At 45.9% G+C, this 12,785-nt stretch carries 12 protein-coding genes and 1 tRNA gene; 2 read left to right on the top strand and 11 right to left on the bottom strand.

Annotated elements, in window-relative coordinates; all coding sequences use genetic code 11:
* Nucleotides 1-23: 23 nt before the first annotated feature.
* Nucleotides 24-2,327 (bottom strand): PAS domain S-box protein, encoded by a 2,304-nt coding sequence (locus ABIA61_RS25640; RefSeq protein ID WP_404521580.1) that lies wholly within the window; start codon nucleotides 2,325-2,327, stop codon nucleotides 24-26.
* A 328-nt stretch (nucleotides 2,328-2,655) separates the two neighbouring features.
* Here ABIA61_RS25640 and tadA point away from each other — a divergent pair, with 328 nt between their 5' ends.
* Together tadA and ABIA61_RS25630 are read left to right on the top strand one after the other, a co-directional pair.
* Nucleotides 2,656-3,156, top strand: a complete 501-nt coding sequence (gene tadA / locus ABIA61_RS25635; protein ID WP_283654094.1) for a tRNA adenosine(34) deaminase TadA — start codon at nucleotides 2,656-2,658, stop codon at nucleotides 3,154-3,156.
* Nucleotides 3,157-3,247: 91 nt separating this feature from the next.
* Nucleotides 3,248-3,847, top strand: a complete 600-nt coding sequence (locus ABIA61_RS25630; RefSeq protein WP_283654093.1) for a GNAT family N-acetyltransferase — start codon at nucleotides 3,248-3,250, stop codon at nucleotides 3,845-3,847.
* An 86-nt stretch (nucleotides 3,848-3,933) separates the two neighbouring features.
* Here the strand turns inward: ABIA61_RS25630 and ABIA61_RS25625 are convergent, their stop codons facing one another.
* The 10 genes from ABIA61_RS25625 to guaB all read right to left on the bottom strand — a co-directional run bounded on the left by ABIA61_RS25625 (nucleotide 3,934) and on the right by guaB (nucleotide 12,391).
* Nucleotides 3,934-5,010: a hypothetical protein gene (locus ABIA61_RS25625; protein WP_283654092.1), complete on the bottom strand. Its 1,077-nt coding sequence runs from the start codon at nucleotides 5,008-5,010 to the stop codon at nucleotides 3,934-3,936.
* Between the two features lie 197 nt (nucleotides 5,011-5,207).
* Nucleotides 5,208-5,363: a small acid-soluble spore protein P gene (locus ABIA61_RS25620; protein ID WP_137061028.1), complete on the bottom strand. Its 156-nt coding sequence runs from the start codon at nucleotides 5,361-5,363 to the stop codon at nucleotides 5,208-5,210.
* Between the two features lie 71 nt (nucleotides 5,364-5,434).
* Nucleotides 5,435-5,605: a hypothetical protein gene (locus ABIA61_RS25615; RefSeq protein ID WP_283654091.1), complete on the bottom strand. Its 171-nt coding sequence runs from the start codon at nucleotides 5,603-5,605 to the stop codon at nucleotides 5,435-5,437.
* Between the two features lie 27 nt (nucleotides 5,606-5,632).
* Nucleotides 5,633-5,974: a hypothetical protein gene (locus ABIA61_RS25610; RefSeq protein ID WP_283654090.1), complete on the bottom strand. Its 342-nt coding sequence runs from the start codon at nucleotides 5,972-5,974 to the stop codon at nucleotides 5,633-5,635.
* Between the two features lie 145 nt (nucleotides 5,975-6,119).
* Nucleotides 6,120-6,208, bottom strand: a tRNA-Ser gene (locus ABIA61_RS25605).
* 90 nt (nucleotides 6,209-6,298) lie between these two features.
* Nucleotides 6,299-7,582, bottom strand: a complete 1,284-nt coding sequence (serS, locus tag ABIA61_RS25600) for a serine--tRNA ligase (protein WP_149096305.1) — start codon at nucleotides 7,580-7,582, stop codon at nucleotides 6,299-6,301.
* Between the two features lie 36 nt (nucleotides 7,583-7,618).
* Entirely contained in the window at nucleotides 7,619-8,185 is a 567-nt protein-coding gene (pdxT, locus tag ABIA61_RS25595; RefSeq protein ID WP_283654089.1) for a pyridoxal 5'-phosphate synthase glutaminase subunit PdxT, read from the bottom strand.
* 16 nt (nucleotides 8,186-8,201) lie between these two features.
* Nucleotides 8,202-9,083, bottom strand: a complete 882-nt coding sequence (gene pdxS / locus ABIA61_RS25590; RefSeq protein ID WP_014279080.1) for a pyridoxal 5'-phosphate synthase lyase subunit PdxS — start codon at nucleotides 9,081-9,083, stop codon at nucleotides 8,202-8,204.
* A gap of 142 nt (nucleotides 9,084-9,225) precedes the next feature.
* Entirely contained in the window at nucleotides 9,226-10,614 is a 1,389-nt protein-coding gene (locus tag ABIA61_RS25585; RefSeq protein WP_283654088.1) for a D-alanyl-D-alanine carboxypeptidase family protein, read from the bottom strand.
* 319 nt (nucleotides 10,615-10,933) lie between these two features.
* On the bottom strand, nucleotides 10,934-12,391 hold the full coding sequence (guaB, locus tag ABIA61_RS25580) for an IMP dehydrogenase (RefSeq protein WP_283654087.1): 1,458 nt from the start codon (nucleotides 12,389-12,391) through the stop codon (nucleotides 10,934-10,936).
* Nucleotides 12,392-12,785 lie beyond the last annotated feature (394 nt).

Below are 12,785 nucleotides of genomic sequence, written 5' to 3'. Positions count from 1 at the left end.
CTGTGTACCCTCCATTTCTACTGTCACGCTTCCTTCTGCTGCCCGTCCAGTTGCTCAGGCTCGGCAGTTGGAAGCTGCACAAGGGCTGTCGTTCCCTCTCCCTCTATGCTTTCAATATCCAGTGTGCCTTTATGACTCTGTATAATACGCTGGCTGACCATAAGTCCGAGTCCTGTACCTGTTTCTTTGTTTGTGAAAAAAGGTTCCCCCAGCTTGGACAGCATCTCTGCTGGAATGCCCGTCCCTTGGTCCCGTATGAAGATTTTAACGCTTTCTCCCTCCAAGAACAAATGAATCGTTATCGTACCACCCTTGCTCATGGCCTCCATACTATTTTTAAGCAAATTAATGAATACCTGTTTTAACTGATTTTCTTCGGCATATACGAAGGCAGGCTCCTCCGTTACTTCAAGATTGAACACAATGCCCAACAGATGCGCTTGACTATCAAGCAAAGAGATGACATCACTCACAATATAGCGCACATCTTTTTTCTGAAAATGTACAGCCTGCGGCTTCGCCAATATTAAAAATTCGCTAACGATCAGATTAATACGATCCAGCTCGGACAGCATAATATCGTTATGCTTCAGATTCAGCGCTTTATTTTGCTGCTGTAACTGGAGAAACCCGCGCAGCGTGGTCAGCGGATTACGAATTTCGTGCGCCACCCCTGCCGCCAGTTGTCCTACCGTCGTCAGCTTCTCCGATCTGCGCAGCAATTCCTCCATCCGGTTGCGGCCTGTAATATCCCGCGAGACGCTGATAAATCCCAGAATTTGGCCTTCTTCATCCAGAATGGGCGATGTACTCATACTAATCTCTACCGTACTTCCATCCTTACGCATTCGAATGGACTCAATAGACACCATACTCTCTCCCTGAAGCAATCTTTCCTTCTGAAATTCGTACTCTTCCTCTTGCTGTGGCGGTACGAACTGGAGTTTACGCCCGACCAATTCTTTTTTGGTCCAGCCGTACAAGGCTTCAAAAGCATGATTGACCCGGATGACACGCTCCTCCTGATCGGTCACATGAATCGCATCAGCGGTCTGATTAATGACAGACTCTAAATGCTCCTTAACAGAACGGTTCTCCTCATACATCTGTTCGAGTCTCCGTGTATACATCCCAAGGTTATAGGCCATCGCATTGATGCGCTCACCTAGTTGTGCAAGCTCATGACCACCCTTAACTTGTAGCCGTGTGTCAAAATGGCCGTCGGCCATCTCGTTCACTTTTCCCAATATCGACTGAATTGGACGGACAAACAGGCTTGCCAGCACATAACTGCCAATGATCACAACCTCTAGTAAAACAATAGAAATGGCAATCAGACTGATTAATTGCTTATAAATAACGGAAGAGATCGTATCATAATTCATAACAATTCGAATGACATAGGCATCACGGTTAGCCGGATAAAATGGTATGTAACTGACGAGGACCCGTTGGCCTTTAATATAGCAGTCCTGTACAATACTCTCCCCGGAGAAAATCGCCTTGGAAACAGCCAAACGATCCTCCTGCACCCTCGCTAGTTGATAAGTGCCGAATCGGATAGGCTTATTGTACATGTAATAATATTTTCGGTCGTTTCCATGATTGTCCATCGTAGCGCCACCGAAGGTTGTGGGGTTAATTCCTGTTATCTCCATGATGCGGTAATCCACTTGTTGGGTTTGCTTTACGATTTCATCGGGGTTGATAATCGGTATAAAATTTTGCACTTCACTGTCCTGAAAGGAGATTCGGATCATATAGTTGCGCTTCTGGTCATAATAAAATCCCCACTTGTTAATATGGGTGGCATCTGAGCCTGTATAGTCAAATGCTCCAGTCCAAAAATGTTCCAGATGTTGACCATGCACCAATCCAGCCTGTCCATGCTCATATAATTGATCAACTGCATTTTTCCAATAGCTGGTCAACGGATCGCCAGATATGCTCTCTTTCGGATTCGACGATTTGGCGACCTTATACCCCTTTCCATCACGCACCATCAAGGAAATATCAATATCCCCGCTGCGCTTGGTCATCTGTTCGAGTTGCTCCTGCGTAATATGATCGATATCAGGATCTAGCTTGCTGGCAGCCAGCGTGGCAAAGAGCCACAAATTATATCCAAGCTGCTTGTCGACAGCCTCCCAGCTTTGTTGAGCTTGTTCAATGGCACCTCCAATAGTCTTGGCCGTCAGAACCATTTTCGTTTCGCTGTCACTTCTTAAATTTTCGTGGGTCGTGTAATAGTTGAGTGCAATATTTAACAAAAGGATGAACAGAACGGACCCCGACAAAATGATCGTAATTTTGATTTTTATCGACACACTGATTTCTCACCTCTTGCCGTATGCTGGCGATTACTGGCAATTGCTAACTCAATGATACCGTAATACCGCCTGTGATACCAGCATTTACATTTCCCGGATAAACATAAATACACACAGCTTGTATACAGTTGTCAATATGCGAACGTTTGCCTACAATATAATAAGATAATCATCCACAAGTCATCCACAAATACACAACTTTTATTATGAACTGTGGATAAACCTGTGGATAAGTGTCGTGTTATCCACAAAATTATTCACATCATGTTAACAACGGAATATTTGTTCGTTGGATAATTCGCATTTGAAAGGAGCATTTTTACCAGTGACCACGATAGATCACGCTTATTGGATGAAAGAAGCTATTCAAGAAGCGTATAAGGCAGAAGCGTTGGGTGAAGTGCCCATCGGAGCTGTCATCGTAAAAGATAATGAAATCATAGGACGCGGTTACAACTTGCGTGAGACGAACACTGACCCGACAGCACATGCCGAAATGGTCGCTATTCGTCAGGCCAGCGAGCATCTGGGGGCCTGGCGCCTGCTGGATTGCAGGCTGTATGTCACTCTGGAGCCGTGTCCCATGTGCGCCGGAGCCATTGTACAATCACGGGTTCCCTATTTGATCTACGGCACCACCGATCCGAAAGCAGGCTGTGCGGGCACGCTGATGAATCTCCTACAGGAGCCTCGATTCAATCATTGCACTGAGGTGATCAGCGGCGTTCTTCAAGAGGAATGCGCCTCGCTGCTGACGGATTTTTTCCGTCAGCTCCGGCAAAAAAGAGCCGCTGCCAAGCTACCTTCTCCACCGTCTTCATCCTGAGGAGGGGAGCTAGATCGCTTACTTATACACAATCAGTGGTCAGCCGTTATTTACGTCTCATTGCTAATTTCCCATGGAAGGAGATCAGCTCATGCCTATGAGCCTGTACAACACGCCTCAAGGTATCTTGTTGCGACCATTTAGCCTGACGGATAGTGAAGCCTTACTTGCCCTCAGGCTTACAAATAGGGAGTCTCATGCGCCGTACGAGCCACTTCACGGCGACTCATTTTTCACGCTGGAAGAACAGCAGGAATATATCCGTCAGAAATTGCGTCAAGCAGAGGAGGATCGGGGATATTCGTTCGGTATCTTTCTCTTGGAGGACGAGCGTCTCATCGGGTATATCTCTATTTCTAATCTTGTGCGCGGCGTGGGACAATTCGCCGATATCGGCTACATGGTAGACCAGCACGAACAAGGCAAAGGGCATATGACCGCAGCTTTGAAGCTGGCCATACAATTTGCCTTCCGCGCCCTATCGCTTCACCGTCTTCAGGCCGGTACCCTACTGCATAACGAGCGCTCACAGCGTGTACTGCAAAAGTGCGGCTTTCAGCCTGAAGGTATTGCTCGCAAGCTGGTACAAATTCAAGGGACATGGCAGGATCATCGAATGTTCGGACTTTTAGCCGAGGATAACGTGTGGCAGACCTGGACCGCTACACCATCTGCTCAGAGCCATATATGACAAAAAACCGCCCGGCTCTAAGCCAAGCGGTTTTTTTCACATCGCATCATATGGATAATGCCTTTACAATCACGTCATTCCTTTACTTAAGGAGCAACAGTTTGCATTTTTTGTTGAAATTGTTCGATCGTCAGGACTTGGTCCCCTGTTGGAATACCCACTTTAAATGTTGCTTTTTCATTGATTTTGCTGTATTGCGTGTAGCCAGTCACAGACAATTTTACGTTATCTTTTGTGGTCGGATCATTCATTTCTACATTCGCATTCAGGTCTTGATACACAGGAATATCATCCTTGTTCAAGGCTGTGTTAATGTCAAACTGTTTCACAGTCAAATAGTTTTTTAACTCATCCAGCTTTTTGCTAACTTCGCTGGTGTTGGATTGCAGTTCTTTCTTCGCTTCAGCCAACTCTTCTTTTTTCACTTGCAGCATACCAGCATACTCATCTTTAGACATCACATCAAGGACTTTAGGAAGCGCCTTAGTGATAAATGTATTCGTCGCTTGCTTCACATTGTCGTTCGTTATTTTAAACTGAACCACTTGTTTAGCTTTAATGCCTTGTGGCAATTTAGCATCCTTAGGATCAATATCAAAGAAGTACGTTGCTTGATCATACTCACCCAGAATAGCAGCAATGACTTCATTCGCAAATTTCTGCGATTTTTCCTGATCCATTGATGCAGGGTTAAATTCTTGTCCAGACTGTTTAGCCAGTTCCTGCGGATCAATGATCAGGAATTTGCCTATAACGTCCTGTGGAAGCGGGTAAAATGGAACGTTCGGAATTTTAACGTACAATTTATCCTTGGTCATAACCATTGGAATCGTGAAGCTGGTGGAAAGGTCACCTTTCAAATGAATGCCCAGCGTCATTTCAGATTGTAAAGGTTCTTTTTGATATACACCATCCAGCGTAATGTCTGCATTTTTCAGCATACTGGTTACCATTGCACTTTGCTCGCTTGGAACAGAAGCAGATGTGATCGTCAGATCTTTAACCGTAAATTGACTTTTGGATTCATAAGAAGTCAGTTTCATTGCATTAGCCGTACCGTTCGTAACAGCTTCCTTCGGTTCTAACTTCTTGCTACAGCCTACCAGGGCTACCGTCAAAAGCAACACCATAGTGAGTACCAAAACGGATAACTTTTTACTCATTGTGTAGATTCTCTCCTCTCGTAATTAACCCCTTTTATAATACTAACAAAAAAATACACACCCCCTATTTTACCGCATACTCACATTCAATGAAACACTTATTGGAAAATTTTCTTACAATAAGCACAAAGACACCCTGGTTCTTTAACCAGGGTGTCCTGTACTTCACTATATTTTTAGGCAAAAAGTCTAACTGCTTATGATCCTTCTCTGTTGTGATGGTCTACGTGATTCCGCTGCTTCACCTTTTTGGAACCAGATAGTGGCTCCTGTTGATGATTGCGCTCACGCTTTTCGTTTCCTTCACCGGCATCCTGTGCCTCGGGAACAGGAATGGCTTTAGGCTTGCTCATTTATGCATCCTCCGTTCTCAGACTATATTTAAATACTTCAGTAAATCCGTTTATTACCATTTAAAGTAGGACTATTGATGGTGCAGGTCTTCTGTTTTATCATGGTTAAGTGCATCCTGATGACGGCGGTCATTACGATCCTGCTGCACTTGCTGTGCCTGATGACTGTTAACCGGACGCTGCTCCAAATCATCCACAATGTTAGACAGGTTTTTATCCAGTCCGTTTTTGGCTTTTTTCATGTAGCTTCCCCCCTCATTCCTTCATGACTACGAATGCGTCAATGACTGTAACGTCTGAGCACACTGGTGAATATGTCGAGTGTAATCGGACACCAGTTGCTGAATGATATCTGTTCGTTCATCCACAGACTGTCCGTCCCGTTCTACATCGACCAAGCTAACCTGCACTTCCCGAGAATCTACATAAGTACATGCAAAATCAAAGGAGTACATTTGTCGGCCCTCTACCTCAATATGGATTCGTATAGTCCGGTTGTCTGCTTCATCTGCTTGTACCTGTGATTTATCCCCTGAATTCAAAAGGCTCGGCAGTTGTTCCTGCCAGGCTTCTACCAGCTTTTGCTGATCTACTGTCATTTCTCGATTCATGCCAGCACCTCCACATCTGATAACGTGTGAAAAAAACAGGCTTTTTATACAACAAAAAAGCCATTCTTTACGATCTCTAATCATCAGCACATAAAGGCTAATGAATCAGCTATCGTATTCGAATGGCTTGGCTCATTTATAATAATGGCGGAGAGGATGGGATTCGAACCCATGTGAGCTTGCACTCTAACGGTTTTCAAGACCGCCCCGTTATGACCGCTTCGGTACCTCTCCAGGTGGTAATTGGATAAATTTGCTTCCCATTTAAAATAAACTCAGGCGCAACAAAATTATTTTACCACAGACTTTAAACGAATGCAATGCTTACTGTTTGGGAGCAATAACTTCTGCGCCTCGCATGTATGAACGCAGCACTTCCGGGATTACAACGCTTCCGTCCTCCTGCTGATAATTCTCCAAAATAGCAGCCACTGTGCGTCCTACAGCCAATCCTGAACCGTTCAGTGTATGTACAAATTCAGGCTTTGCTTTCGGCTCCGGCCGAAACCGGATGTTAGCACGACGCGCCTGGAAGTCCTCTGTATTGGAACAAGAAGAAATCTCACGGTACATGCCGCTTTCAGGCAGCCACACTTCCAGATCATACGTTTTGGCAGACGTGAAGCCCATATCCCCAGTGCACAGTGCCAGCACACGATATGGAAGTCCAAGCAGTTGCAAAACACGCTCTGCATTGTTCGTCATTTTCTCCAGTTCCTCATAGGAGGTGTCCGGGTGAACCAGCTTAAGCATCTCTACCTTATTGAACTGATGCTGGCGGATCAAGCCACGTGTATCCCTTCCTGCCGATCCTGCCTCAGAGCGGAAGCAAGAGCTGTATGCTACATAATTTTTTGGAAGCTGATCCGCGTTCATAATCTCTTCGCGGTGATAGTTCGTTACCGGAACTTCAGCCGTAGGAATGAGATAATACTCGGTATCGCGCAGCTTGAACAAATCCTCTTCAAACTTCGGAAGCTGTCCCGTGCCATACAGGCTATCCCGATTCACAATGTAAGGAGGCAGCATTTCCTCATAACCATGCTCACTGCTATGCAGATCCATCATAAAGTTAATCAGCGCACGCTCCAGACGTGCCCCCAGTCCTTTGTAGAACGTAAAACGGGAACCCGTCACCTTTGCTGCCGCCTCAAAATCGAGAATATCCAGCTCCTGTGCCAGCTCCCAATGTGCTTTTGGCGTAAAAGAAAACTCGCGTGGCTCCGACCAGCGACGAATCTCTACATTATCCTCCTCCGAAGCACCTACAGGCACCGACTCATTGGGGATATTCGGAATGGACATTACCAGTTCGTCGATCTGGACCTCCAGCTCGCGCACTTGCTCATCCAATTCTTTAATACGGTCGGAAACCTGACGCATCTCAGCAATAAGATCATCCGCATTTTCTTTATTCTTCTTCAACTTGGCTACTTCACCGGATACGACATTTCGGCGATTTTTGAGCGCTTCACTTTCCTGAAGCAACTCACGACGACGCACATCCAAATCCGTAAAGCCATTTATCAGATCCAGAGATTTGCCCCTATTTTGCAAAGCTTTTTCAACCCGACCAAGCTCATTACGTAAAATCTTTATATCTAACACAGGTAACCCCTCCTACACTACAAACCTGACTTTCCGCTATTCGCGGACCATATCCACAAAATACTGATGCAATCGGTAATCGTCCGTTAATTCCGGATGGAAGGATGAAGCCAGCAAATGACCCTGACGGGCCGCCACGATCTCGCCGTTATACTCAGACAGCACTTCTACTCCCGTTCCAACAGACTGTATTAATGGCGCGCGTATAAACACAGCACGAACTGGTTCCTCAATCCCTTTAATGTCCAAGTCTGTTTCAAAGCTTTCCCGCTGGCGACCAAAAGCATTACGTGACACCGTAATATCCATCAGCCCCAGATGCGCTTCTTCCTGTCCTTGAACCGTTTTGGCCAGCACGATCAACCCCGCACAGGTGCCGAAGATAGGCTTGCCTTGATCGGAAAACTGGCGTATAGCATCAATAAAGTCATACTTGCGCATCAGCTTGCCTATCGTCGTACTTTCACCGCCGGGAATGATAAGACCGGACAGCTCATCGAGCTGCTCGATCTTTTTCACCGCCACACCTTCTGCACCCGCACGTTCAACGCTTCGTATATGCTCAGCCACAGCGCCTTGCAGCGACAGAACTCCTATTTTCATGCCTGTCCCTTCCTTCTTACCAACCACGATCCTGCATGCGTTCATGCGGTGCCAGCTTGGAAATTTCAATGCCCTTCATTGGAGCGCCTAGATTCTTGGACACTTCTGCAATCAGCTTGTAGTCCGTATAATGAGTAGTCGCTTCCACGATGGCACGTGCAAATTTCTCAGGGCTATCGGATTTGAAGATACCAGAACCGACGAAGACACCATCAGCGCCCAAATGCATCATCAATGCCGCATCGGCAGGTGTTGCTACACCGCCCGCAGCAAAGTTGACCACTGGCAGCTTGCCGTGCTCATGCACTTCCAGCAACAATTCGTAAGCAACGCCAAGGTTTTTCGCTTCTGCATACAGCTCGTCCTTCGACAGGTTTTGCACCTTGCGAATTTGGCCATTAATAAAACGCATATGACGAACAGCTTCGACAATATTTCCGGTTCCAGGCTCACCCTTTGTACGAATCATGGACGCCCCTTCGCCGATGCGACGCAGTGCTTCTCCCAGATCCTTGGCTCCGCAAACGAATGGAACGGTAAACTCCCGCTTATCGATATGGAAAACTTCATCCGCAGGCGTCAGCACTTCGCTCTCGTCGAGATAGTCAACACCCAGAGATTCCAGCACCTTCGCCTCCACAAAATGGCCGATACGAGCCTTAGCCATAACGGGAATAGAGACCACCTTCATGACCTCTTCCACAATCGTTGGGTCAGCCATACGGGCAACCCCGCCAGCTGCACGGATATCTGAAGGCACCCGTTCAAGAGCCATTACCGCTGTAGCTCCTGCCGCCTCTGCAATTTTAGCCTGTTCAGCGTTCATGACATCCATGATTACGCCGCCTTTTTGCATCTCTGCCATACCTCTTTTTACACGTGAAGTTCCCGTTTCCATGTCGTTTCCTCCTGTAAGGGTTACGTTTAGATTCTAACTTAATATTTTACCGCACAGACGCCAAATACACAATCATTTCAATCAGCAAAATACGTAAGGCAGAGCAAGAATCCTCAGCTCTATCGGTCTGGTAATCAGACGATTAGAACAGGTTTTTAATGCCCTGGAACAAATCACCGAAGAAGTTACCAATTGCCCGGAAAAGCATACGGAACCAGCCAGCCTCTTCTACAGCCGTCGTAGTTACCAGGTCAACGGTTTTCACCTGACCTTTTTCCACACCATCCGTTTTGTACGTATAGCTAATCGTTCCGACTTTTGCCCCTTGCTTCAAAGGCGCTACGAGCGAGCTTTCCGGTGTAATATTGGTTGTAAACGTCACTTTAGGATTGCCCGCACCCTTAGGTACGACAAAGCTTACCGCATCTTTGGTCACAACAGGTACTTCAGTTTCTGTGCCTTTGGAGACAGGCACATTTTCGGCACCCTTAACTACCGTCTTTGGAGCCACAACCTGCTTCACTTCAAAATTATCAAAACCATAGTTCAATACTTTAGCAGTCTCTGTAAAACGGTGCGCATCGGAGTCAGCCCCCATAACTACACTAATGAGACGCATTCCGTTGCGTTCAGCTGTTCCAGTAAAGCAGTTGCCTGCATTAGCCGTATGACCTGTTTTCATTCCATCCAGACCAGGATAAGCAAACTTTTTAAAATTGGTTATATTCTTGTTTGCTTCTAACATCCAGTTGTAGTTAATAATCGGCGCCTTGTCCGTCGGGCGGAACTTGTACGATTGAATTGTCGTAAACCGTGTATAGTCTGGGTGATCCTTAATAATGTTACCAGCCAGTGTAGCCGCATCTCTCGCTGTCATTACGGTTTCACGATCGGTATCCGGTTGAAACCCTTTAGGCATATCGCCACGGTCTAAGCCTGTAGAGTTGATGAAATACGTATTTTTCATGCCCATTTTCTGAGCTGTTTCATTCATCAATTTTACAAAGTCCTGCTCGGTTCCAGACACACGCTCGGCAAGAGCTACCGTTGCATCATTAGCAGAGCCTACCGCCATGGCAATATACAGCTCTTCTACCGTATGTTGATCACCCTGAGCTAGAAAAATACGTGATCCGATGCTCTTGGCAGCATTCTCTTGAACCGTAACCTTATCCGTCCATTTGAGTTTCCCTTGCTTGACCTGCTCCGCTACGAGGTACTCTGTCATCATTTTGGTCATACTTGCTGGTGGGAGCGGCTCATCCGGGTTCATAGACAGCAATACCTGCCCTGTGGAAGGCTCAATCAAGATAGCCGAGCGCAGCGCCAGACTAGGTGGCTTAACAGAGCCTGTCCCCGTAATATTGACCGCCTCTGTTGTCGCTCCGGCGGCAAACGTAGCTACAGACGGATCAAGATTGCCCACAACCGGCAATGCTGACATGTACATCATATTAAGCACCATGACTGCTGTTACGCTCTTTTTCATCATGCTGCGTTTCTTATTTTGTTTATGATTGTTCGCTTTCAAATGAATACAAACTCCTCTCGTACCTCAACCCGATCCGCTATATATAACGAAACGGTGGATAAAGCCTCTACTAGGCCAATGTAATTAATGTATTGAATTTCCGCTTTGTTTCGTCAGTTGGAGCCAATGATCAACATTCTCTGCTCTTATCCTGGAATGAGCAGGTACTAAGTAAGCCTTATGTCCTAAGGTGTCCTTACTTCATCAACCCATTTGTAAAAGGCAGACACTTGTCTATTCTATCACAGGGGTATCTCTAAAAAAAGACAGGCAGAGCGAAATACGCCCTGCCTGTCGTCAAGTCTGCTACAGTCGAACTTTATAATGAATAGTTTGGTGCTTCTTTCGTAATTTGCACATCATGCGGATGGCTTTCACGTAGGCCTGCACCCGTAATACGGATAAAGCTCGTATCATTACGAAGCTCCTCGATATTAGCAGTACCGCAATATCCCATACCGGAACGAAGACCGCCCAACAGCTGATGAACTGTATCGGAAAGTGGCCCTTTATAAGCGACACGTCCTTCAATGCCTTCCGGTACCAATTTCTTATCATCATCTTGGAAATAACGATCCTTACTTCCTTGCTTCATCGCAGCCATGGAACCCATACCACGATATACTTTAAAACGACGTCCTTGATAAATCTCGGATTCGCCTGGACTTTCTTCCGTACCAGCAAAAAGACTACCCAGCATTACCGCAGAAGCTCCCGCCGCAATGGCCTTCGTAATTTCACCGGAATATTTAATGCCACCGTCTGCAATAATCGGAATATTATATTCCCGTGCTACTGTCGCACAATCATAAATAGCTGTTACTTGCGGAACACCGATTCCGGCGATCACGCGCGTTGTACAGATAGAGCCTGGACCAATGCCGACTTTTACAACCGAAGCCCCCGCTTCAATCAGTTCACGCGTTCCGTCACCAGTAGCCACATTACCTGCTACAATTGTCAGATCAGGATAAGCATCACGCAATTTGCGAACCGCTTCAATAATGTTAATATGATGACCGTGAGCAGAATCCACAACAATCAGATCCACACCTGCATTTACGAGTGCTTCAGTCCGATCAAACGTATCTTTGGAAATACCTACAGCCGCACCGACCAGAAGACGCCCTTGTGCATCTTTCGCTGCGTTTGGAAATTGAATAGCCTTCTCAATATCTTTAATAGTGATAAGCCCTTTGAGGTAATTTTCATCATCGACCAAAGGAAGCTTTTCAATTTTATGCTTTTGCAAAATGCCTTCAGCTTCCTGCAAGGTCGTACCTACAGGTGCAGTTACCAGATTTTCCTTCGTCATAACTTCACTAATTTTAAGATTAAAATCGTGAATAAAACGAAGATCGCGGTTCGTAATAATACCCACCAGCTTATTTTCCTCGTTTACAACAGGTACGCCAGAAATACGATATTTACCCATAACAGCTTCAGCATCGGATACCAAGTGATCTGGAGTCAATGAAAATGGATTGGTGATAACACCGCTCTCTGAACGTTTTACTCTATCTACCTCTACTGCTTGCTGTTCGATCGACATATTCTTATGAATAATACCGATACCGCCTTCACGAGCCATAGCAATTGCCAAAACTGCCTCAGTAACAGTATCCATACCAGCACTCATCAAAGGAATATTCAGCTTTACGTTATCACTCAAACGGGTCGCTACACTTACTTCTTTCGGCAGAACCACCGACTTGCGAGGTACCAGCAAAACATCGTCAAAGGTAAGGCCTTCCTTACCGAATTTATCTTCCCACACCAAGATGATCCTCCTTCAAATTGTTTAGTCTGTATTGGTCTTGTTGTCTGTCCGACATGGACAAATCAAGGCTCTCTGAAAATATATTATTGCAATCTTAGCAAAGCGGTATAGGGGTGTCAAGCCTTCCTCAGCAGCCATAACTTTTAGTATTCCCCTGTACAAACAAGTGTACTCGCAGGGAGGACATCCTTTATAATTAAGCGTTTCCAGAAATGAAGTCGACCCTTTTATAAAAAATAACCCGCTTGGAAAATAGCAGATTAGAGATTACATATAAGGTTCTGGAACGTAATATACAAAAAAAGAACCACAATCTCAAGGAGATCATGGTCCTTCTTTCTTTTGCTTGGCGACGTCCTACTCTCCCAGGACCCTGCGGTCCAAGTACCAT

Source organism: Paenibacillus sp. RC21 (assembly GCF_044907935.1).
In the GTDB taxonomy this organism is placed as follows: Bacteria; Bacillota; Bacilli; order Paenibacillales; family Paenibacillaceae; genus Paenibacillus; species Paenibacillus terrae_A.
Note: the sequence above shows the minus strand (reverse complement) of the source record. Positions and strands in the feature narration are given on the sequence as shown.

Coding starts and splice junctions, on each gene's coding strand:
- ABIA61_RS25630 (WP_283654093.1), top strand. CDS start 3,248: ATGCCTATGAGCCTGTACAACACGCCTCAAGGTATCTTGTTGCGACCA.
- ABIA61_RS25625 (WP_283654092.1), bottom strand. CDS start 5,010: ATGAGTAAAAAGTTATCCGTTTTGGTACTCACTATGGTGTTGCTTTTG.
- ABIA61_RS25620 (WP_137061028.1), bottom strand. CDS start 5,363: ATGAGCAAGCCTAAAGCCATTCCTGTTCCCGAGGCACAGGATGCCGGT.
- ABIA61_RS25615 (WP_283654091.1), bottom strand. CDS start 5,605: ATGAAAAAAGCCAAAAACGGACTGGATAAAAACCTGTCTAACATTGTG.
- ABIA61_RS25610 (WP_283654090.1), bottom strand. CDS start 5,974: ATGAATCGAGAAATGACAGTAGATCAGCAAAAGCTGGTAGAAGCCTGG.
- pdxT (WP_283654089.1), bottom strand. CDS start 8,185: ATGAAAATAGGAGTTCTGTCGCTGCAAGGCGCTGTGGCTGAGCATATA.
- pdxS (WP_014279080.1), bottom strand. CDS start 9,083: ATGGAAACGGGAACTTCACGTGTAAAAAGAGGTATGGCAGAGATGCAA.